This window comes from Mesorhizobium sp. CNPSo 4688 (genome assembly GCF_057784295.1).
The window spans coordinates 354,575-376,124 of record NZ_JBWLUY010000003.1 but is presented as its reverse complement, the minus strand read 5'-3'; the positions used below and the strand labels follow the sequence as shown (position 1 = coordinate 376,124).

General features: G+C 63.7%; 21 protein-coding genes. 10 read left to right on the top strand and 11 right to left on the bottom strand.

Translation table 11 applies throughout. The features are described 5' to 3' along the window. Window positions 1-6: 6 nt before the first annotated feature. Window positions 7-1,923: a molecular chaperone DnaK gene (gene dnaK, locus AC04SH_RS07495; RefSeq protein WP_477232243.1), complete on the bottom strand. Its 1,917-nt coding sequence runs from the start codon at window positions 1,921-1,923 to the stop codon at window positions 7-9. Window positions 1,924-2,224: 301 nt separating this feature from the next. Here dnaK and AC04SH_RS07490 point away from each other — a divergent pair, with 301 nt between their 5' ends. Both AC04SH_RS07490 and AC04SH_RS07485 read left to right on the top strand, forming a co-directional pair. Then, window positions 2,225-3,214 carry a Bug family tripartite tricarboxylate transporter substrate binding protein gene (locus AC04SH_RS07490; protein WP_488574526.1) on the top strand — a complete coding sequence of 330 codons (990 nt, stop codon included), beginning with the start codon at window positions 2,225-2,227 and terminating at the stop codon, window positions 3,212-3,214. A gap of 7 nt (window positions 3,215-3,221) precedes the next feature. Then, on the top strand, window positions 3,222-5,192 hold the full coding sequence (locus AC04SH_RS07485; RefSeq protein ID WP_488574525.1) for a tripartite tricarboxylate transporter permease: 1,971 nt from the start codon (window positions 3,222-3,224) through the stop codon (window positions 5,190-5,192). A 133-nt stretch (window positions 5,193-5,325) separates the two neighbouring features. On the opposite strand, the gene AC04SH_RS07480 is transcribed toward AC04SH_RS07485, so the two are convergent. From AC04SH_RS07480 to AC04SH_RS07450, 7 genes are all read right to left on the bottom strand, one after another. After that, a complete protein-coding gene (locus AC04SH_RS07480) occupies window positions 5,326-6,798 on the bottom strand; it encodes a class I adenylate-forming enzyme family protein (RefSeq protein WP_488574524.1) in 1,473 nt (490 codons plus the stop codon). Beyond that, window positions 6,799-7,851: a thioesterase domain-containing protein gene (locus tag AC04SH_RS07475; RefSeq protein ID WP_488574523.1), complete on the bottom strand. Its 1,053-nt coding sequence runs from the start codon at window positions 7,849-7,851 to the stop codon at window positions 6,799-6,801. A 100-nt stretch (window positions 7,852-7,951) separates the two neighbouring features. After that, window positions 7,952-8,767 (bottom strand): inositol monophosphatase family protein, encoded by an 816-nt coding sequence (locus AC04SH_RS07470; RefSeq protein WP_488574522.1) that lies wholly within the window; start codon window positions 8,765-8,767, stop codon window positions 7,952-7,954. A gap of 73 nt (window positions 8,768-8,840) precedes the next feature. Then, window positions 8,841-9,839 carry an LLM class flavin-dependent oxidoreductase gene (locus tag AC04SH_RS07465; RefSeq protein ID WP_488574521.1) on the bottom strand — a complete coding sequence of 333 codons (999 nt, stop codon included), beginning with the start codon at window positions 9,837-9,839 and terminating at the stop codon, window positions 8,841-8,843. 5 nt (window positions 9,840-9,844) lie between these two features. Beyond that, window positions 9,845-10,672 (bottom strand): arylamine N-acetyltransferase family protein, encoded by an 828-nt coding sequence (locus AC04SH_RS07460; RefSeq protein ID WP_488574520.1) that lies wholly within the window; start codon window positions 10,670-10,672, stop codon window positions 9,845-9,847. Window positions 10,673-10,752: 80 nt separating this feature from the next. Further along, the gene (locus tag AC04SH_RS07455) at window positions 10,753-11,925 is read right to left on the bottom strand and encodes an AI-2E family transporter (protein ID WP_488574519.1); all 1,173 of its coding nucleotides are present in this window, start codon (window positions 11,923-11,925) and stop codon (window positions 10,753-10,755) included. A 290-nt stretch (window positions 11,926-12,215) separates the two neighbouring features. Next, a complete protein-coding gene (locus tag AC04SH_RS07450) occupies window positions 12,216-13,277 on the bottom strand; it encodes an LLM class flavin-dependent oxidoreductase (RefSeq protein WP_488574518.1) in 1,062 nt (353 codons plus the stop codon). 322 nt (window positions 13,278-13,599) lie between these two features. Between AC04SH_RS07450 and AC04SH_RS07445 the strand changes: the two genes are divergently transcribed. Further along, window positions 13,600-14,028: a DUF6481 family protein gene (locus AC04SH_RS07445; RefSeq protein ID WP_112559037.1), complete on the top strand. Its 429-nt coding sequence runs from the start codon at window positions 13,600-13,602 to the stop codon at window positions 14,026-14,028. A 77-nt stretch (window positions 14,029-14,105) separates the two neighbouring features. Here the strand turns inward: AC04SH_RS07445 and sugE are convergent, their stop codons facing one another. Together sugE and AC04SH_RS07435 are read right to left on the bottom strand one after the other, a co-directional pair. Next, a complete protein-coding gene (gene sugE, locus AC04SH_RS07440; RefSeq protein WP_181059856.1) occupies window positions 14,106-14,420 on the bottom strand; it encodes a quaternary ammonium compound efflux SMR transporter SugE in 315 nt (104 codons plus the stop codon). A gap of 193 nt (window positions 14,421-14,613) precedes the next feature. Continuing rightward, a complete protein-coding gene (locus AC04SH_RS07435; protein WP_112559036.1) occupies window positions 14,614-14,739 on the bottom strand; it encodes a hypothetical protein in 126 nt (41 codons plus the stop codon). 215 nt (window positions 14,740-14,954) lie between these two features. On the opposite strand from AC04SH_RS07435, the gene AC04SH_RS07430 reads away from it, so the two are divergent. From AC04SH_RS07430 to AC04SH_RS07415, 4 genes are all read left to right on the top strand, one after another. Next, entirely contained in the window at window positions 14,955-15,764 is an 810-nt protein-coding gene (locus AC04SH_RS07430; protein WP_488574517.1) for a transglutaminase-like domain-containing protein, read from the top strand. A gap of 118 nt (window positions 15,765-15,882) precedes the next feature. After that, window positions 15,883-16,848: a cation diffusion facilitator family transporter gene (locus AC04SH_RS07425; RefSeq protein ID WP_488574516.1), complete on the top strand. Its 966-nt coding sequence runs from the start codon at window positions 15,883-15,885 to the stop codon at window positions 16,846-16,848. A 62-nt stretch (window positions 16,849-16,910) separates the two neighbouring features. Further along, window positions 16,911-17,315, top strand: coding sequence for a GFA family protein (locus AC04SH_RS07420; protein WP_488574515.1), 405 nt, complete (start codon window positions 16,911-16,913; stop codon window positions 17,313-17,315). A 79-nt stretch (window positions 17,316-17,394) separates the two neighbouring features. After that, on the top strand, window positions 17,395-18,207 hold the full coding sequence (locus AC04SH_RS07415; RefSeq protein ID WP_488574514.1) for a class I SAM-dependent methyltransferase: 813 nt from the start codon (window positions 17,395-17,397) through the stop codon (window positions 18,205-18,207). Here AC04SH_RS07415 and AC04SH_RS07410 read toward each other — a convergent pair. Further along, window positions 18,204-19,457, bottom strand: coding sequence for a DNA recombination protein RmuC (locus AC04SH_RS07410; protein ID WP_488574513.1), 1,254 nt, complete (start codon window positions 19,455-19,457; stop codon window positions 18,204-18,206). The two genes, AC04SH_RS07415 and AC04SH_RS07410, sit on opposite strands and share 4 nt — an antisense overlap. 102 nt (window positions 19,458-19,559) lie before the next feature. Between AC04SH_RS07410 and def the strand changes: the two genes are divergently transcribed. Genes def through AC04SH_RS07395 form a run of 3 tightly spaced genes read left to right on the top strand, consistent with a single transcriptional unit; the run spans window position 19,560 to window position 21,548 of the window. Then, window positions 19,560-20,090 carry a peptide deformylase gene (def, locus tag AC04SH_RS07405; protein ID WP_477232227.1) on the top strand — a complete coding sequence of 177 codons (531 nt, stop codon included), beginning with the start codon at window positions 19,560-19,562 and terminating at the stop codon, window positions 20,088-20,090. Between the two features lie 4 nt (window positions 20,091-20,094). Continuing rightward, window positions 20,095-21,045, top strand: a complete 951-nt coding sequence (gene fmt / locus AC04SH_RS07400; RefSeq protein WP_488574512.1) for a methionyl-tRNA formyltransferase — start codon at window positions 20,095-20,097, stop codon at window positions 21,043-21,045. Continuing rightward, window positions 21,042-21,548 (top strand): GNAT family N-acetyltransferase, encoded by a 507-nt coding sequence (locus AC04SH_RS07395; RefSeq protein ID WP_488574511.1) that lies wholly within the window; start codon window positions 21,042-21,044, stop codon window positions 21,546-21,548. Before fmt ends, AC04SH_RS07395 begins: the two co-directional genes overlap by 4 nt. The last annotated feature ends 2 nt before the right edge of the window (window positions 21,549-21,550 follow it).

The following is a 21,550-nucleotide window of genomic DNA, read 5'->3' as shown; positions in this document are numbered from 1 at the left end:
ACCGGTTCAGGCCGACTTCTTCTTGTCGTCGTCTTCGTCGATTTCTTCGAAATCGGCGTCCACCACGTCGCTATCCTTGGCGGCGTCCGCCTTGGCGTCGGCTTCCGCCGCTTCCTTCTGCGAGGCTTCGTACATGGCCTGGCCAAGCTTCATCGAAGCTTCGGCAAGCGTCTGCGACTTGGCCTCGATATCGGCCGCGTCGTCGCCCTCCGCGGCGGTCTTCAGCGCCGCGATCGCATCCGATATCGCCGTGCGCTCGGTTTCCGAAACCTTGTCGCCATATTCCTTCAGCGACTTCTCGGACGAATGCACCAGCGCCTCGGCCTGGTTGCGGGCCTCGACCACGGCGCGACGCTTCTTGTCGGTCTCGGCATTGGCCTCGGCGTCCTTGACCATCTTCTCGATGTCGGCGTCCGAAAGACCACCCGATGCCTGGATGCGGATCTGGTGCTCCTTGCCGGTGCCCTTGTCCTTGGCGGAGACGTTGACGATGCCGTTGGCGTCGATGTCGAAGGTGACCTCGATCTGCGGCACGCCGCGCGGGGCCGGCGGGATGCCGACCAGGTCGAACTGGCCGAGCGCCTTGTTGTCGGCGGCCATCTCGCGCTCACCCTGGAAGACCCGGATGGTCACGGCCGACTGCGAATCCTCGGCCGTCGAGAACACCTGGCTTTTCTTGGTCGGGATCGTCGTGTTGCGCTCGATCAGCCGCGTGAACACGCCACCCAGCGTCTCGATGCCGAGCGACAGAGGCGTCACGTCGAGCAGAAGCACGTCCTTGACGTCGCCCTGCAGCACGCCGGCCTGAATTGCGGCGCCGAGTGCGACGACCTCATCCGGGTTGACGCCCTTGTGGGGCTCCTTGCCGAAGAACTGCTTCACGATCTCCTGGATCTTGGGCATGCGGGTCATGCCGCCGACCAGGACGACCTCGTCGATCTCGCCGGCCTTCAGGCCGGCATCCTTGAGCGCCGCCTTGCAGGGATCGATGGTGCGCTGGACGAGATCCTCGACCAGGCTTTCGAACTTGGCGCGGGTCAGCTTCAGCGTCAGGTGCTTGGGCCCGGTCGCGTCGGCGGTGATGAAGGGCAGGTTGATCTCGGTCTGCGTCGTCGACGACAGCTCGATCTTGGCCTTTTCAGCTGCCTCCTTGAGGCGCTGCAAGGCAAGCTTGTCGTTCTTCAGGTCGATGCCCTGTTCCTTCTTGAACTCGGCCGCCAGATATTCGACGAGACGCATGTCGAAATCCTCGCCGCCGAGGAAGGTGTCGCCATTGGTCGACTTCACCTCAAACACGCCGTCGCCGATCTCAAGCACCGAAATGTCGAACGTACCGCCGCCAAGGTCGTAGACGGCAATGGTCTTGCCATCCTTCTTGTCGAGGCCGTAGGCGAGCGCGGCTGCCGTCGGCTCGTTGATGATGCGCAGCACTTCCAGGCCGGCGATCTTGCCGGCGTCCTTGGTGGCCTGGCGCTGGGCGTCGTTGAAATAGGCCGGAACGGTGATGACCGCCTTCTCGACCTTCTCGCCGAGATAGGCTTCCGCCGTTTCTTTCATCTTCTGCAGGATCATGGCCGAGATCTGCGAGGGCGACTGCTTCTTGCCGCCGGCTTCGACCCAGGCATCGCCATTGTCGCCCTTGACGATCTTGTAGGGGACAAGCTTCTTGTCCTTCTCCGTCACCGGATCGTCATAGCGGCGGCCGATCAGGCGCTTGACCGCGAAGATGGTGTTTTCAGGATTGGTGACCGCCTGGCGCTTGGCCGGCTGGCCGACGAGACGTTCGCCGTCGCCCGAGATGGCGACGATGGAAGGCGTCGTGCGCGCGCCTTCCGCATTCTCAATCACCTTGGGCTCCTTGCCATCCATGATGGCGATGCAGGAGTTGGTTGTGCCGAGATCGATACCGATTACTTTTGCCATTTTTCTAGTCTCTCCTCTAAGCAGGCTCTCAGGACCCGTAAGGCGTTCCGACGAAAGCCCCTGTTCACAAGAAATTCCGCCCCGGCTACCGGCATTCCGGCGCTGGGCGGCTTGGCGCGTATATAAGAACAGGCGGCATCGGGCGCAAGCATTCTGCGCAAGGCGTCCACGATGCGTCTCCTTGCGCCAAATCGACCCTCCGTCGGGCGGAGGCGGTCGAGCGGGCAGCATTATGGACGAAAAGGCCGCTTCTCATCGTTTTTGCCGCAGCTATAGTGCCGTATCATTTGGGGATTGGATAATGCGTTGGATTTTTGCGCGATTGCTCGCCCTTTTTGCCGTTGCCAGCCTTTCATGGGTCACTTGCCCGCCGGCCCAGGCAGTGGAATTCCAGACAATCACCATCAAGGTCGGTTATGGCGCGGGTGGCGGCTATGACCAGACTTCGAGGCTGATTGCGCGCCATCTCGGCCGGTTTCTGCCCGGGCAGCCCAACATCATTGTGCAGAATGTGCCGGGCGGCGGCAGCCTCAAGCTCACCAAGATGCTCGTGGGCAGCGAACCGGCCGACGGCAGCGTCATCGCCTCGATCAGCGAGGCGATGTTCTACGCCCCGATCCTTGATCCCGAAAACGCGAATTTCGACCCGCTTGCCTTGCAGTGGATCGGTTCGCTGGTCGATGATCCAGCCTATTGCCTGACCAGCAAGCAATCCGGCATCGACACGATGGAAAAGTTCCTGCAGTCGGATTTCCTGATCGGAGCGACAGGCAAGAACAGCACGACCTACATCTTCGCCGCACTGGCCAAGAATGGCATGAAGGCCAGATACAAGATCGTCACCGGTTTCGACGGCACCGCCGATATCGAACTCGCCATGCAACGCGGCGAGATCGCCGGCATGTGCGGGGTATCGAGCTCCCTGCTCAGGAGCGATCGCGCCGCGATCAACATTATAGGCACGTTCGGGCAGGGCGGTTCCGGCGCGACGCCGAGCATTTCGGCAACCATCGCCGACCCGACGGCACGTCAGGCGGCCGATCTCATCGAATCGGCGCTGCACATCCACCATCCGCTCGTCGCCCCGCCCGGCGTGCCGAAAGAGACCGTCGACGCGCTGCGCAAGGCCTATTCCGCGATGGTCGTGGACGCCGATTTTCTCGCCGATGCCACGAAGCTTGGCGACCTCACCCTCACCCCGACATCCGGCGAAGCGATCAGCCAGCTGGTCGCGCAAGAGCTGAAAGCCACGCCTGCGGTCTTCGCAGCTGCCCGGGAACTCGTGAAATAGGCCCAATGTGGATCTGATCCTTACCGCCATTGCGGAGATGGCGCAGCCATTTCGCATGCTCATGCTGGTCACCGGCGTGTTCGCCGGCCTCGTCGTCGGTGTCGTGCCGGGCGTTGGCGGCCTGTTCGCCATGGCCCTGCTGATCCCGATGACCTACAATATGGACCCCTTTGCCGCCTTCGCGCTGCTGCTCGGCATGGGTTCGGTCACCACCACGTCGGACACCATTCCGGCCATCCTGTTCGGCGTTCCGGGCTCGGTCGGTGCCGCGGCAACTGTGCTTGACGGCCATGCCATGGCCAAGAAGGGCGAAGCGGCACGCGCCTTCGGCGCCTCCTATTCGGCCTCGATGATCGGCGGCGTGTTCGGCGCGCTGGTGCTGGCGGCGGCAATTCCCGTCATGCGGCCGCTGGTGCTCTACCTCAAGACGCCGGATTTCTTCGCCATTTGCGCCTTCGGCCTCTCCATCGTCGCCATCCTCGCCGGCAGCCAACCCTTGAAGGGGCTAGCGGCGGCGATGCTCGGCATGCTCGCCTCCTTCATCGGCATCGACAGCATTGCCGGCGTCGAACGCTGGAGTTTCGGCCAGATCTACCTCTGGGACGGCTTGCCGATCTCGTTGGTCTTCCTCGGACTGTTCGGCCTGCCCGAACTGGCCTCGCTGCTCATGCGCGGCTCGATCCAGGGCAACACCGAGCGGCCGACCTATGCCGGCATGTGGCAAGGCATCAGGGATACGCTGCGTGAATGGCCGCTGGTGCTGCGTTGTAGCGCCATCGGCTCGCTGCTCGGCGCCGTGCCCGGCATCGGCATCGCCGTGCTTGACTGGATCGCCTATGGCCATGCCTCGCGCCGGCCGGGTCCCGGGCCGAAATTCGGCCAGGGCAATGTGCGTGGCGTCATCGCGCCGGAAAGCGCCAACAACGCCAAGGAGGGTGGCTCGCTCATCCCGACCATCGCCTTCGGCGTGCCGGGATCGGCTTCGATGAGCATCCTGCTCGGCGCCTTCGTCATCCACGGCCTTGTCCCCGGCCCCGACATGCTGGGCAAGAACGCCGCGATCACCGTTTCGATGGTGCTGTCGATCGCCGTCGCCAACATCGTCGGCGCCGTCACCTGCCTGCTTCTGACCAGGCAACTGGCGCGCATCGCGCAAGTGTCGGCAGCGATCCTGGTGCCGCTGGTGGTCACCTTCATCGTCGTCGGCGCCTACCAGACCAATATGAGTGCCTTCGACTTCCTGCTGGTGATGCTGGTCGGCGCGGTCGGCATGGCAATGAAGGAGCTCAACTGGCCGCGCTCGGCCTTTTCGCTCGGCTTCGTGCTCGGCCCCAGCCTCGAAAACTATTTCTTCCTCGCCTACCAGATTTCCGGCTGGGCCTGGCTGAAACAGCCGCTGGTGCTCATCCTGCTCGGCCTCGCCATTGCCGGCGTGGTCAGGCAGACCGTGTCCTGGATCAAGGCCCGGGGCAATGCCGACGCCTTGCCGCCGGCGTTGCCCGATATCGCCGCCAGCGGTGCGCTGACGCTGCTTGGCGTCGCGGCTCTGGTCACGGCATTGCTCGATTTCCCTTTCGAGGCCGCCATCTTCCCGGCCATCACGGCCGGCCTTCTGGCGCTGTTTTCGTTGTTGACGACTATCCAGACCGTGCTGCGCTGGCGAAAGCCGGTGCCTGCCAGCGGCGCAGATGTAAAGCCGGCCGGCGAATGGCAGCCTTCCGACGGTCCGGCGATGAAGGGCAATCTCACCGTGCTTGGCCTCTGCCTGGCGCTCGCCTTTCTGGTCCTGTTGGCAGGCCACCTCACCGCCACCTTCGTCTTTGTTGCCGGCGGTATCTGTATGCTCGGATCGCGGTCACTGCATGTGGCGCTGGCTGTCGCCGCGGGCACGACGCTTTGCATCTATGCGGTGTTCGATCTGCTGGCGTCGCAGCCCTGGCCGGCGCCCTGGCTGACCGGTCTTTTCAAAGCCTTCTAAGGAACAACCGCCGCTCGTGCAGGTGGCAAGCGACGAGCCTTATTTCGTACGGGCGCTTCCCATAGCTCAAGGCGGATCCGGCGGTCTTTGAAGCTGCCAGAAACCTGTTGAAGTAACCTGTTGAGGTAAAAGCCTACGGTTTGGCGGCAGCCGGCGACAGCGTTTCGACAAGGCGGCGGCGCAGCAGCTTGCCATTGTCGCTGTACGGCAGCGAATTCACCAGCCTGACCTCGCGCGGTCGCCGGTCGGGCGAGATGTTGGCGCGCAGGAAGGCCTCGAATTCGGCCACGCTTGCCTGGTCGGCGACGATGAAGGCGGCGATCTCCTGGCCCATCGTCGCGTCGGGAAAGCCGGCGACCGCAACATCCCTGACCTTGGGATGGGCGCGGATCAGCTTTTCCAGTTCCTGCGGCGCGACATTGACGCCGCCGCGCACGATCATGTCGGCCTCACGGTCGACAATGGTCAGGAAGCCGTCCTCGTCGAGGAAGCCGATGTCGCCGGGAATGCCCCAGCCGGCGCCCATCACCTTGGGGTCGACAAACGGCTTGTTGCCTGCCGACACCACCGCCGAAACCATGGTCGGTGTCCAGGCCTTGATCAGTCCGCTCTCGCCCTTGCCGAGCATGCGCCCGTCCGCATCGAGAATTTCGACACGCACATCCGCGAACGGACGCCCGGCGGTGCTGGGCTTGGCCAGCACGTCGGCGCCGGACAGGGTGGTGATGCCGCCGGTCAGGCTTGACGCATAATTGATGCGATATCCCGGTGAAAGGTTGCGGTAGGCGGCCAGCTTGTCTTCGACGGTTGCCGGTCCGCCGATGCTGAAAAGCACCGCCAGGTCCGGCAGCAGCCGGGTCGAGCGTTCGCCCACTTCGCGCACCAGCCGCGTAATCACCGGCGGCGGCAATGCCGAGCCGCTGGCCTGGAACGACAGCAGTCCCTCGATCAACTCGGACGGCGTGAATAGCGGCGGAAAGAAATTGATCGTCCCGCCATGGCGCAGATAGCTGAACACTTGATGGCGCGTCGCCGAATAGGACATCACCATCGGGGTCAAAAGGCGCATGACCGTCCCGTTCAGCCCGCGCCGGTGCGACGTCACGCGTCCGGCAAGCGCCTCATGCGACTGCAAATAGCCTTTCGGGTCGCCGGTGGTGCCGGACGAGAACATCAGGAAGGCCGGATTGGTGTCGTCGCCGGCCTGGCTGGCATAAGGCGCAGGCGAGGCGTGTTTCCAGTCATCCTGGAAAGCGACGCCTGGATAGACATCGTCCCCGGGTGGGCTGCGGCTTTCGAGGATCAGCGTCAGGACGAAATCGCGCGCAAACTGCGCCCGCTGGCTGCGCGGCGCGCGAAAGTCGGTAATCGAAACCGTGGCGCCGAGCTTCCAGCAGGCCAGGATCGACAGCACGACGTCGATGTTGCCGATCATGGCCAGGCCGACGCGATCGCCTGAACGAATACCGAGCGCGCTGAAATTGGCGGCGAGATGGTCGATCTGGGTCAGCGCTTGCGCATAGGTGATCTGGTCGCGGCCACTGACCATTGCCACGCGGTCGCCATGGCCGGCGAAGGCAGCCAGTACGTCGCGGCCGAAACCCATCTAGCGGACCGGCATTCCGGCCGGCGCGCGCCTGGCGTCGAGGAAGGCCATGATCGCAGCGTCGATCGCGTCCATGTTGGCGGCCCGGAACTTGTCATGGGTGCCCGGCATGACGACCGTTTCCACCCGCGTGTTCTCGCTCGCCCAGTCTTTGTACTGCTCGACCGTGGTGGCGCTCCATTCCGAGCTGGCGACGACGAGTATGTCGCAAGGGTAGGAAGACGGTGAAAAACCCGCGGCAGCGCGCACCAGCATGCTCTTGAAGGCCTTCTGCCTGGTGTGACGCCCAAGCCTGGACTGCCCAAGCCCGACCGCTGCCAGCGTGTCGCGCAGCAGTCGCCAATAGACGACCTTGCGGGTGATCTGGCGCCGCCTTTGTGCGGTCATGCGGTTGTCCGCCATCGGCTTCAGCCAGGCCGAACCCAGCGGCGGCGGGTCGATCAGCAGCAAAGCCGGCCGCTCGCCGGTCGCCTTGAAGGTCAGCCGCCCGACTTCGATCGCCAGCAGCCCGCCAAGGCAGATGCCGCCGATGACACGCGGATGCTGGCCGGTGGCCGAGCTCAACCCGTCGAAATAATTGGCACTGATCTCCTCGACGCTGTCATAGGGTGTCTCGCCGGGCTCGAGGCCCATGCCGCGCACGGCGATGACGGAATAGCGCTGCTTCAGCGCCTTGCCGAAACGGTTGGCAAACAGCGCCGAACCGGAAATGCCATGGATCATGGCGATCGGCTCCTGGCCGTGGCTGCCGGAAACCTGCACCGCCAGCCGCCGCGCCGGGTGCTCGGGCAATTGCAACGCGACCAGCCTGCCGAATTCGCGCGGCGTCGGCGCTTCGAGCAGCGCCGAGGTCTGCAGCTTCACGCCGAACCGGCTCTGCACCGCAAGCACAAGAGTTTCGGCAGCCAGCGAATCGCCGCCGAGATCGAAGAAATTGTCGTCGAGGCCGACCGAGGCCAGCTGCAATTCTTGCGCAAAGATGCCGGCGATCGCCTGCGCCGACCCGCTGCCCAACGCCGTTCGGTCTGGCCGGATGGTGTTATGCATGTTCATCGGCAAGCCCTTGAACCGATGGAATTGCCTTTTCCGGCAATAGTGCATCCCCTGAATGCCTATCCGCTTTTAACCCACAGCCTATGTGTTGAACAGTGGCCTATCGCTGCGCAATACCGGCAGGCGCCGCTCCGAAAGCCTGCGCGCACAGCGCCTGCAGCTTCGGGAACACATGCTTGCCACCGGCGATCACCTGCGTTCCGTGGGCAAGCACCGTCTTCGGGTCCGGCTTCAGCACCATGCCGCCGGCCTCGTCCATCAGAAGCATGCCGGCCAGGCAGTCCCAGGCATTCATGTGTTCCTCGACATAGCCGAGCAGCCGGCCGGATGCCGCATAGGCCAACATCAGCGCGCCCGATGCATTGCGGAAGAAGACGCCGCCTTCTGCCATAATCAGGCCGACGAGCACCGCGACATGCCTGGTTTCGGCGCGGTTCGACAGCCCGGTGCCGACCGATCCTTCCCCGAGGCCGGCGGTGCTGGCCTTGATCGGCCGGCCGTTGACGAAGGCACCGCCGCCGCGGCGGCCGTGAAAAGTCTCGCCTGTCGACGGCTCGTGGATGACGCCGACGACCGCCTCGCCATCCTTGGCGCAGGCGATGACCACACACCAGGCCGGAATACCGCGCACGAAGTTGGCGGTGCCATCGATCGGATCGATGACCCAGACATGGCCCGTCGATCCCTCAACCGCGGCATGTTCCTCGCCAACAATGCCATCCCGCGGATAGGCGGCGGCGATCGCCGCGCGGATGAACAGTTCGACCTCGCGGTCGCCATCGGAAACCAGGTCCTGGTGGCCCTTGCTCTCGATGGTCAGGTTTTCGAGGTCGCGGAAGTATTTCAGGCCGAGTTCGCCGGCGCGTCGCGCCAGATCGATGGCGAAATGCATGCGCTGGTCGAGGTCATGGGTCACGGCAACGCTCTTGGCTGAGGAAGGCGTCTGCCCTTAGCAGACGAGCCTCTCCCGCAAAAGCTTCACTGGCGACTCACGCGGCTTGCGACAGCGATTTGTGCGCCTCGGCCAGGATTTCGAACGAGCGCACGCGCGCCGCATGGTCGAAAATCTGCGCCGTCACCATCAGCTCGTCGGCGCCGGTGCGGCGCACGAAGGCGTCGATGCCTTGCCGGACGGTTTCGGGCGATCCGACGACGGCACAGGATAGCGCCTGGCCGAGCATGGTTTTGGCCATCGGCTCCAGCGTCTGGTCATAACCCTCGACCGGCGGCGGCAGGCGGCCCGGCCGTCCGGTGCGCAGGTTGACGAAGGCCTGCTGCAGCGAGGTGAACAGCAGTTTTGCCTCGGCATCGGTCGGCGCGGCGAAAACGTTGAGGCCGAGCATGACATAGGGCTTGTCCAGCTGTTCAGACGGCTGGAAGCGCGAGCGGTAGATGTCCAGCGCATGGTCGAGCTCGGCCGGCGCGAAATGCGAAGCAAAGGCATAGGGCAGGCCAAGCATGGCGGCGAGCTGCGCGCCATAGAGGCTTGAGCCGAGAATCCAGACCGGCACCTTCTGGCCTTCGCCGGGCACAGCCTGGATACGCTGACCTGCCTCGGCCGGCTGGAAATACCCCATCAGCTCGACGACATCCTGGGGGAAATTGTCTGACGCCTCGAGGTTGCGGCGCAGCGCACGCGCCGTGCCCATATCGGTGCCGGGCGCGCGGCCGAGGCCGAGATCGATGCGGCCGGGGTGCAGTGCCGCCAGCGTGCCGAACTGCTCGGCGATCACCAGCGGCGCATGGTTGGGCAGCATAATGCCACCGGCGCCGACGCGGATCGTCTTCGTGCCGCCGGCGACATGGGCGATGACGACCGCGGTCGCCGCACTGGCAATACCCGGCATGTTGTGGTGCTCGGCCAGCCAGTAGCGCTTGTAGCCGAGCCGCTCGGCATGGCGGGCAAGGTCGAGCGAATTGGCCAGCGACTGCGAGGCGTTGCTGCCTTCGACGATCGGCGACAGGTCGAGCACGGAAAGAGCGGTCATGGGCCTCAAGCCTTTACAATGTTCAGCTGCCTGACCTTGGTTTCGAAGGCGGCGCGGTCGGGGATGATGATGTCGAGCTGGCTTTCCAGAATGTCGGCGAATTCAGCTGCCGTCGCGATCTCGCGTTGCTCGCTGCGGCCGCCGACATGATGCGTCGACAGCCTGGCGTTGCGCAGCGCGTAGCGCCGGTCGGGCAAGGCGCGCGCCGCAACGACGGAGGACAGGAAATGCGAGGTCGGATGGGTCGAGACGAAGTAATTGGCGACCGCATAATCGACCTCATGGGCCGGTTGCATGTCGAAGCGGTAGAGTGTCTGCCAGTCGCCGCCGACATTGGCTTGTACCCGAAAATGATCTGACGTCTCGATGATGCGGAATGTTTCGTGCGGTGTCTGTTGTTCGAGGCCCGGCTCGAACAACAGCGGCGCGGTCATCGTCAGGCCGCCAAAGCCGACATCGGCAATGTAGGTTCGGCCGTCGAGCTCGATCCGCAACAGCATGTGGCTGCGCGCGGTGACGGCGTCCTCCGGCAGACCCCTTAGAACCCGCGCGGCGAGGCCGCTGACCTCGAAGCCCAGCGCCTTCAGCGCATGCATGAGGATCAAATTGTGTTCGAAGCAGTAGCCGCCACGGCGGCGCGCGAAAATCTTGTCCTGCAGCGAAGCGAGATCGAGCTTCACCGCGATGCCCAGCAATGGATCCATGTTCTCGAAGGGGATCGCTTGCGGGTGCTGCCGGTGCAGCGCCTTTAGCGTGTCGAACGACGCATCGATCGAACCGCGATAACTGATCCGGGCGAAATAGGCGTCGAGGTCGAAGGAGGCGTCGGTCATGGCAGGGTCCGGCTTGACCGGCTCGATATAGGCACTCGGCCCGAAGACGACAAACACGAGACGACAAGCAGTACCGGCCTCTATGCCTTGGCCTCGCCATTCTCCTCGGCCGCTTCGTCCTCCACCACGACCGCCGTCTGCTGTGCGGCGAGGAAGTTGCCGACATGGCCGAGGCCTTCGAAATGGTCGCAGAACACTTTGATGACGACCAGCAGCGGCACGGCCATCAGCGCGCCGACGAAGCCCCACAGCCAGGACCAGAAGGCGATGGCGATGAAGATCGCCACGGCGTTGATCTCGAGGCGCCGGCCGACCACCATCGGCGTCACGAACTGGCCCTCGATGATGTCGCACAATAAGACAAAGGCCGGCGCCAAAAGCGCGTAGGAGATGGTGTCGAAGCTGATCAGCGCCATCACCGTGACAAGCACGATGGTCAACAGTGCGCCGACATAGGGCAGGAAGTTGAGCAGAGCGGCGGCGACGCCCCAGACCAGCGGATTGGGCATGCCGAGCGCCCACAGGCCAAGGCCGATGACGGCGCCGAGACCGGCATTTATGATCGTGACGGTGAGCAGATAGTGCGAGATCTCGCGCTCGACGTCATAGACGACGCGCAAGGCCCGCTTCTTTTCGCTGAGGCTGGCGAAGGACTGGATGATCTTCTCGTAGAACATCGTGCCCGATGCCAGCAGGAACAGTGACAGCACGAAGATGATGGTGAAGCTTGTGCCTGCTGCCAGGACATTGCTGGCGGCCGCCGACAGGATGCCGGATTGCGCCACCGCCACTTTCTGGATGCCCGGCTCCTGCGAGGTCTCGGTCATCTGTTCGATCTGATGCGAGATTTGCATGATCCTCTCGAGCGGGCGCCGCAATTGCGCCAGCCGCTCGGTCAGTTGCTGGCCGATCGACGAGGTGTTGTTGAGGAGGTCGATGACCGGACCGCTGAGCAGGTAGCCTGCGATGGCAACGAGGCACACCGACAGCACGACAAGCAACGTCGCCGACACCAGTTCGGGAATGCCGCGCTTGCGCAGGAAGCGCACGATCGGCGTCAGGGTCAGCGTGAGCAGGAAGGCGAGGATGACCGGCATGAAGAAGGCGCGGGCGAAATAGAGCGCGTAAATTGCCATCAGGATGAAAATGCCGATGAGCAGCGAACGCATCAGATGCGTGTCCGCGCGCGCGACGACTCGCGGGTCGTCCGATATGGCTGTGCCGGCGCCCGGAGCAGCGGGTTCGGTTTTCATGGGTACCCCCTCACCGCCAGTAACGCGCCATCAGACGCGTGCATCAGACGCGTGGCTGACTGCTGTCCTCAAACGCAGAGTGCCGGGCAAGGTTCCATGAGCCGGCTTTTGGGGATCGGAGCCAGTCAACACGTCTGGTGCAACGGCCCCGGCGCCACAGTCGGCACGCAACAGACCGTCGCCGCCCAGGAATTGTGCATCGAGTGCATGTTCCGGCCGACGAAGCGACGAGGCCCATCATGCCGAGATGATGGCGGCCGCCGGCTAATGGCAGGCCGCCAGCCTGTCGGTCAGGCCGCCGGCACCGCGAGAGCCGGCGCCGACTTCGCCGTTTCCTTGCGCACGATCGGCGCCACCTTGGTGCCGTAGAGTTCGATCGCCTTCATTATCTTGGCGTGCGGCATGGTGCCGATCGCCATCTGCAGCAAGAAGCGATCGTTGTTGAAGATCTTGTGCTGGGCGACGATCTTTTCCGCCACAGCTTCAGGATTGCCGACGAACAGCGCGCCGTTTGGGCCACGCGACTGATCGAAATGCGCCCGCGACGTGGGACCCCAGCCGCGCTCGCGGCCGATGCGGTTCATCACTTCGGCCTGCGGGCCGTAGAAATCGTCGGCCGCCTGCTCGGTGGTCCCGGCGATGAAGCCGTGCACATTGATGCTGGTGGCAAGCCCCGTGGGGCCGGTGCCGGCACGCTTCGCAGCCTCGCGGTAGATGTCGAACAGCGGCGCAAAGCGCGCCGGCTCGCCGCCGATAATGGCCAGCGCCAGCGGCAGGCCGAGCACGCCGGCGCGGGCAGCCGATTGCGGCGTTCCGCCAATGGCGATCCAGATCGGCAATTTGTCCTGCAACGGGCGCGGATAGACGCCACGGTCGTTGATTGCCGCGCGCAGATTGCCGGACCAGGTGACTTTCACACTGTCGCGTATCGCTAGGAGCAAATCGAGCTTTTCGGCGAACAGTTCGTCATAGTCTTCGAGATTGTAGCCGAACAGCGGGAAGGATTCGATGAACGAACCGCGCCCGGCCATGATCTCGGCCCGGCCGCCCGACAGAAGGTCGAGCGTCGCGAACTGCTGGAAGACGCGCACCGGATCGTCGGAGGACAAAACAGTGACCGCGCTGGTCAGCTTGATACGCTTGGTACGTTCAGCGGCGGCGGCCAGCGCCACCACCGGTGCTGAAGCGGCATAGTCGGGGCGGTGATGTTCGCCGAGACCAAAGACATCGAGGCCGACCTGGTCGGCCAGCTCGATCTCTTCGATCAGGTTGCGCAGCCGCTCATGCGGGCCGATCGCGCCGGGGCCGGGCTCGGGACTGACGTCGGCAAAAGTGTAGAGACCGAGTTCCATGATCTGTCATCCAATGGTTGGGTTTTGCGGCTAGAGCATGTCGCTCAAAAGTGGTCCCGGTTTTGAGAGAACGACATGCACAGAAACAAAAGACCGAAAGCGCGACGCGCTTTAGGTAGCGACCGAGCCGCCTTGCCGCCAGAGGGGAGGATGATGAACAGTGCATGTCTGTTTCAGCCAGCTTCTGTCGGCTTTGGTCGGCAAAAGCGCGTCTCCTGGCTGCAACAGCGTAGAATTTCATGGCTGGCATTCCGTTTTGGCGCTTGAACTATCGGTTTTCGCGCGTATGTAAGCGTCGCGAATTGACTTCAGGGAAGTGGACTTGGCTATCTACAGGGAAAAAGACATTTTCGAGCGGCGCAATGCCGCGAACGAGGCAAAGAAGGCGCTTCTGGAGCGCTTCAAGTCAAAGCCGGCGGCAGATGATCCTGCAGTGCTGGCAAGACAGGCCGAACGCAAGGCGATCCTCGAGGCGCGTGAAAAGCGCGAGGCCGAAAAGGCCAGGCTGAAGCAGGAAAAGCTGGCACGCGAGGCGGTCGAGAAGGCCGAGCGCGAGGCAGCAGCCGAAGCGGCGCGTATTGCCGCCGAAGAGGCAGCGCAGGCTGAAGCGAAGATCAAGGAAGCCGAAGAAAACGAGCGCATCGCCCGTTTGCTGGCTGACGAAGCCGAACGCAAGGCCAAGCGCGACGCACGCTATGCGGCGCGCAAGCAGCGCACCGGCCGGACGCCTCCGGGCTTCTCCGCCCGCTAACGCTTCGATCGAAACGATCGGACATCAGGGTCGCCTTCCAGCGGCCCTGTACGTATTTGTGCGCCGATTTCCTCGGTCTAGGCGGCCAGCTTCAACCCCATGATGCCGCAGACGATGAGCGCAATGCAGCCGAGCCGGATCGCGGTTGCCGGCTCGCCCAGCAGCCAGATGCCGAGCAGCGCCGTGCCGACCGTGCCGATGCCGGTCCACACCGCATAGGCCGTACCGACAGGCAGCGTCTTCAGCGCCAGACCGAGCAGCCCCAGGCTGACGATCATCGACGCGACGGTGAGCACCGTCGGCAGCGGCTTCGAGAAGCCGTCGGTGTATTTGAGGCCGATTGCCCAGCCGATCTCGAACAGGCCGGCGAAAAACAGAAAAATCCACGACATCGGGATGCACTCCATTCCATGAGGATGGCGGGTCGTCCCGGCCGGTTTTTTCGGGGAAGGCGCGAGGTCGTCCTCGCGGCTTCGGTATAGGCGGCTTCGCCTGCCCGATCAACAAAACACCGGCGGCATTGCTCATGCCGCCGGTGTAAAAATCTGCGCCGAAACGGATTGCCCGGATTTCGGTCCGAGCGACTTACTTGTCCTTGAGCCTGATCGCCTTGACGGGAGGCGCCTTGAGCGCCGGAGCCGCGGCGGGCTTCTTGGCGTCCTTCTTCGGCTTGCGGGCTTCCTTGCCCGCCTTCATCGCACCTTTAGCCATGATTCGGTCCTCCAATTGCTGGGACGCCAAGTGAAACAAGAGAAACGCCGGACTGCAAGGGGGCTGGCGCCTGTCGCCGGCGCCAGCGGGCCGCTTTCAACCGCTTTCTAATTTGCTCGTAAACCATGCCGGTCCGTGCCATGGTTGTCTTCGCACTGCAGCATCAGGCCGCGCTTCCTGCCGGGCGATGATCAGGCAGGTCGGTCAGGACACAGATGCGAATTCACATCGGCTGCGAGATGAGCTTCGACTTTCCGCAGGAAACGCCGCTGATCGCGATGCTCAACGTCCATTACTCCCGCGCATCCGATCTCGAGCGTCCGGATTTCCTGACCTCCAATCCGGCCGTGCCGATTCAGAGCTACCGCGACAGTTTCGGCAATTGGTGCAACCGCTTCATCGCGCCACCCGGACGCTTCACCTTCGGCACCGATTCAGTCATTCGCGATCCCGGCACCTTCGAGATGGGCGACCTGATGGCCTGGCAGCACGAGGTGCGCGACTTGCCCTCGGACACACTGCTGTTCCTGTTGCCCAGCCGCTTCTGCGAAAGTGATCTTTTGGCCAATGACGCATGGCGGCTGTTCGGCAACACACCGCTCGGCGTCCCACGCGTCCAGGCGGTCTGCGACTTCGTCCACAACCACATCGTCTTCAGCTACGGCAATGCGCGGCCGACGCGCACCGCGGCCGAAGCCTATCGCGAGCAAAGCGGCGTCTGCCGCGACTTTGCCCATCTCGCCGTCGCCTTCTGCCGCGCGCTCAACATCCCGACCCGCTACTGCACCGGCTACATCAGCGACATCGGCATGCCGAAGCCTTGGGCGAGCATGGATTTCGCCGCCTGGATGGAGGTCTATCTCGGCGGCCGCTGGCATGTCTTCGATCCGCGCAACAATTCCCCGCGCATCGGCCGCATCCTGATTGCCTCCGGCCGCGACGCCGCCGACGTGCCGCTGACCCACATTTTCGGGCCGGGCACGCTGGCCAGCTTTAAGGTCTGGACGGACGAGATCATCGAATAGCGGCGTCTTTTTCTCCAGCCAGCCTTCAAGGGCCTGAACGACCGGGCGTCTGACGCGTTGTGATGCCCGTAGAGCTTCGGTCGCAGGGCCGTTACATTGGGTGCCTTGGAGGGACAGCATGGCAGCGCATGGCGGGTCGAAGACGGTCATCTACGCGGCGCTTGCCGGCAATCTCGCCATTGCGCTGACCAAATTCGTCGCCGCCTTCTTCACCGGCAGCTCGGCCATGCTGTCGGAAGGCGTGCACTCGCTGGTCGACACCGGCAATGGCGGCCTGCTGCTCTACGGCATGCACGGCGCTGCCCGGCCGCCGGACCGCACACATCCGCTGGGCCATGGCCGCGAGCTGTATTTCTGGAGCTTTATCGTCGCCCTGCTCGTCTTTGCGCTCGGCGCCGGGGTGTCGTTCTACGAGGGGGTCATCCACATCATGGCGCCCGAGCCGGTCGCCAATCCCAAAATCAACTACATCGTGCTTGGCCTCTCGATGCTGTTCGAGGGCAGCTCCTGGTATGTGGCGCTGAAGGAGTTCCGCCAGCAAAAGGGCAAGCAGGGCTGGCTGCAGGCCGTGCAATCGAGCAAGGATCCGAGTGTTTACACGATCCTGTTCGAGGACAGCGCCGCGCTCCTTGGCCTCGTCGTCGCCTTCGCCGGCATCCTGGCGGCGGAGGTCCTCGACATGCCCGAACTCGACGGCGCCGCCTCGATCGGCATCGCGGTGATCCTCGGTGCTACCGCCATCTTCCTGGCGCGGGAAAGCAAGGGCCTGCTCATCGGCGAGACGGCCTCGCCGGAAGTACAGGCCAAGGTGCTGGCGATCGCCCAGCAGGATCCGGCGGTGCAACGGGCCAACGGCGTTCTCACCGTCCACCTCGGGCCACAACAGATCGTCGCTGGCCTCAGCATCGAGTTCGAGGATCATCTGACGGCGCCCGAGATCGAAGCCTGCGTCGAGCGCCTGGAGGCGCTCTTGAAGAAAGAGATGCCGGAGATCACCAGGCTGTTCGTCAAGCCGCAGACGACGGGAACCTGGGAACGCCGGCGCAAGGTTATCGAGGCTGCGTCCGATCCGCCTCTGGCCTAGCGCGGCGCCGTTGCCTTCCCGCATCGCTCGGCTAAGATTGAGCGACTTTTGGAGGAGTGACGATGAAAATCGACGGTGGGTGCCATTGCGGCGCCATAACTTATGAAGCAGAGGTCGACCCGGAAAAGACCTCCATCTGTCATTGCACGGATTGCCAGCAACTGACCGGCACCGCCTTTCGTGTCACCGTTCCCGCACCTGAGGATCACTACAGGATCACCAAAGGCACGCCGAAGGTCTATATCAAGACAGGATCGAGCGGCGCCAAGCGCGCCCAAGCCTTTTGCGGCGACTGCGGCTCGCATCTTTACGCTACGTCGGTTGGCGACGGCCCGAAGGTCTATGGGATCAGGACCGGGACCGCGCGGCAACGCGAGGATCTGGTTCCGACCCAGCAGAAATGGCACCGATCGGCCCTGCACTGGCTTCCGGAATTCGAGGGCGTAAGCATCGTAGAGGCGCAGTAGCACCCTGCGTTCCGGTTAAACGCGGCCCAAACAGAATTATGTGCTAGGCTCGCCATCAAACAGAATGCGGGTGGTAGCGATGCTGGAAACAGACAAGATCTTTGCCGGCTCGATTCCAGAAAACTACGACCGCTACATGGTGCCGTTGATTTTCGAGCCGTTCGCCGCGGATATGGCACGACGGGCAGCGGCCTTGTCGCCCGGCGCTGTCCTGGAAGTCGCCGCAGGCACCGGGGTCGTCACCCGCGCATTGGCGCCAAAACTGTCTCCCGGCGCGAGCTATGTCGTGACCGATCTCAACCAGCCGATGCTCGACTTTGCGGCTTCGCGGCAAGCTCCCGACAGTCGCATCCAATGGCGTCAGGCGGATGCACTGGCGCTGCCGTTTGAAGATGCGGCCTTCGATCTCGTTTGCTGCCAGTTCGGCGCGATGTTCTTTCCCGACCGCACCGCCGGCTATCGCGAAGCAAAGCGGGTCCTGAAGCCCGGAGGCCATTTCCTGTTCAACGTGTGGGATCGCATCGAGGAGAATATGTTCGCCAATGATGTGACGAACGCTCTTGCGGAGATCTTTCCGGACGACCCGCCGCGCTTTCTCGCCCGTACGCCGCACGGCTACCATGACACGGCTCTGATCCGCAGCGAGGTGGAAGGCGCAGGTTTCTCCCGTGTGGCGATCGAGACGAGGGCCGAACAAAGCCGTGCATCCTCGCCGCGGCTTCCGGCGGTTGCCTATTGCCAGGGAACGCTTCTTCGCACCGAGATCGAGGCCAGGGATGCGGGAAAACTGGAAGCGGCAACCGATCATGTCGCTGCCGTGATTGCAGCCAGGCATGGCAACGGCGAGGTTGCGGCCAAAATCCAGGCACACGTAATCGTCGCTACGGTCTAATCGTCGCCTTCGACGACACGGAGCCTGAGCTGGCCCGTCTTGGAATCCGCCACCCGCACCCCGGGTTCGGCCTTGGCGGGTCCGCCGCCGCGCACTTCAGGTTCGCTTTCGCCGAACTCCAGCGCCTCGATCTTCTGGCCGCGCCTGGTCACCTTCGATGTCGACACCAGGATCTCGTCAATATCCTTGGCCGACTGGCCGAAGTGCGTCTGCAGCCGGCGCACGCGTTCGTCGACGCGCGCTACGTCTTCCATCAGCCGGATCACTTCGCCCTGGATCAGATGCGCCTGCTCGCGCATGCGGGCATCCTTGAGGATCGCCTGGATGACCTGGATCGACAGCATCAGCAGTGACGGCGAAACGATGATGACACGGGCGCGGTGCGCCTTCTGGATGACCGCGTCGAAATTCTCGTGGATTTCGGCGAACACCGATTCTGACGGCACGAACATGAAGGCGGTGTCCTGCGTCTCACCCTGGATCAAATATTTTTCCGAGATATCGCGGACATGGATCTCGATGTCGCGGCGGAAGGCCTGGGCCGCGACCTTCTGCAAGTCGGCGCCATCGGCGGCGCGAATGGCGTTCCAGGCTTCGAGCGGAAACTTGGCGTCGATGGCCAGCGACGGAGCGCCATTCGGCATCCTCACCAGGCAGTCGGGCCGGCTGCCGTTCGACAACGTCGCCTGGAATTCATAGGCGCCCATCGGCAGGCCGTCGGCGACGATCGCCTCCATGCGCGACTGGCCGAAGGCGCCGCGCGTCTGCTTGTTGGACAGGATCGCCTGCAACTGCACGACTTGGCCGGCAAGCGACTGGATGTTGCCTTGCGCGGTATCGATGACGGCCAGCCGCTCCTGCAATTTCGCCAGGCTTTCATGCGTCGATTTGGTCTGCTCGGTCATGGTCTGGCCGAGGCGGCCGGTCATGGCGTCGAGGCGCTGGCCGATCGACTGGTTGAGTTCGGCCTGCCTTGCGCCGAACACCTCGGCGATGGCGCCCATGCGGCCCTGCATCTCGGCTTGGCTTTGCAGAATGCCGGCCATCCGCGCCTCGGCGTCGCGGGCGTGGTCGGCGGCTTCCGCGGCGGCGATGGTGCGCGCCCTGGCCGACCGCCACAGGGCAACCACCAGCGCCAGGAACAGGCCGAGAAACACGATCGCGCCGAAGGCCAGCGCATGGCCGAGCGTGATCGTCGTGGCGCCAAGCTGGGCCACAGGTTCGGAAAGGATGGAGTTCAGGTCGTTCATGTCGCCAGCATAGCCGATTCGCCGGTCTGGCACAGATCAAAACGTGAACGGGCGCAAACCGCCCCGTTGACGCTTTTCGCATGGCGTCTTAGGTGAGACGCCATGTCGATCAAGCCGCTCATCATCCTTCCCGATCCCATCCTGCGCCAGGTTTCCAAACCGCTCGAACGCGTCGACGCGTCCGTGCGCAAACTGGCCGACGACATGCTGGAGACCATGTATGACGCTCCGGGCATCGGGCTCGCCGCAATCCAGATCGGCGAGCCGCTGCGCATGCTGGTCATCGACCTCGCCAAGGAAGACGAGACGCCGGCGCCGCATGTCTTCATCAATCCCGAAGTGCTCGAAAGCGCCGACGCGCGGTCGGTCTACGAGGAAGGCTGCCTGTCGATCCCGGACTATTATGCCGAGGTCGAACGGCCGGCTTCGGTGCGGGTGAAATATCTCGACCGCGACGGCAAACTGCAGGAGATCGAGGCCGAAGGCCTGATGGCGACCTGCCTGCAGCACGAGATCGACCACCTCAACGGCGTGCTGTTCATCGACCACATCTCGAAGCTTAAACGCGACATGGTGGTCAAGAAGTTCAAGAAGCTCGCCAAGGACAAGGCGCCGGGCAAGCTGGTGGGATAAGAAGATGTCGCTCCGCGTCATCTTCATGGGCACGCCGGAGTTTTCGGTGCCGGTGCTGCGCGCGATCGCCGAGGCGGGACACGAGATAGCAGCCGTTTACACCCAGCCGCCGCGCGCCGCAGGCCGCCGTGGGCTGGAACTGACGCCGTCGCCGGTGCAGCGCGAGGCCGAGCGGCTTGATGTCGCGGTACGCACACCGATTTCACTGAAGAGCGAGGGTGAGCAGGCCGCTTTCCGCGCCTTGCAGGCCGATGTCGCCGTCGTCGTCGCCTATGGCCTGTTGTTGCCGAAGGCTATTCTGGAGGCCCCGCGGCTCGGCTGTATCAACGGCCATGCCTCGCTTTTGCCGCGATGGCGTGGTGCTGCTCCCATCCAGCGTGCCATCATGGCCGGCGATACTGAGACCGGCATGATGGTGATGCATATGGAAGAGGGCCTGGACACCGGCCCGGTGGCACTGGTTGAAAAATGCGCCATCGGACCCGATATGACGGCCGGCGACCTGCATGATCGCTTGATGAACATTGGCGCCACCCTGATGGTGGAAGCGCTGTCCCGATTGGAGACAAATACGCTGGCATCCACCTTGCAGGCGACTGACGGGGTGACCTACGCCAGGAAAATCGACAAATCGGAGACGCGTGTTGACTGGACGCGGCCGGCTGGCGAGGTCCACAATCATATTCGCGGCCTGTCGCCATTCCCTGGCGCGTGGTGCGAGGCCGATATTGGTGGCCGCACAGAACGGCTGAAACTGCTTCGCTCGACGCTTTCGGAAGGCACGCTTTCTGAAGGCATGGGCGAGTCGGGAGGAATTCTCGATGACCGCCTGACGGTCGCCTGCGGAACAGGCGCAATCAGGCTGGTCGAAGTTCAACGGGCGGGCGGAAGGCCCGCTGCCGCGCAGGAGTTTCTGCGCGGGGCCAAGATCGAAAAAGGAATGAAATTCTCATGAGCATGATGTCGATACGCGCGGCAACGCCGCGGGATCGCGAGGCTATTCGCTTCGTCGAGGAACACGCATTCGGCCAGCAGGCGGAGGCCGGTCTGGTCGACGCGTTGGTCACCGGCGGCGACGCCGTTGTCGAGCTTGTGGCGGAAGAAGACGGCCAGGTGGTCGGCCACATCCTGTTCTCCAGGCTGTATGTGCAGAATGGCGGCAAGAGTTTCCCGGCGGTGGCGCTGGCGCCGTTGGCGGTGGAACCTTCGTTCCATGGTTCGGGCATTGGTGGTGCGCTGATCCGCGAGGCGCATATCCGCCTCAAGGACGCCGGCGAAGTGCTCGCCGTTGTCTTGGGCGATCCGGCCTATTACGGCCGCTTCGGCTACAACCATGCGCGCGCCGAAAAGTTCGAGAGCGAATACCAGGGTGAGGCGCTGCAGGCGCTGGCCTGGGGTGACTCACCCGAAAAAGGCAAACTGGTTTACGCCCAGGCCTTTACCGCACTCGCCGCCTGAGC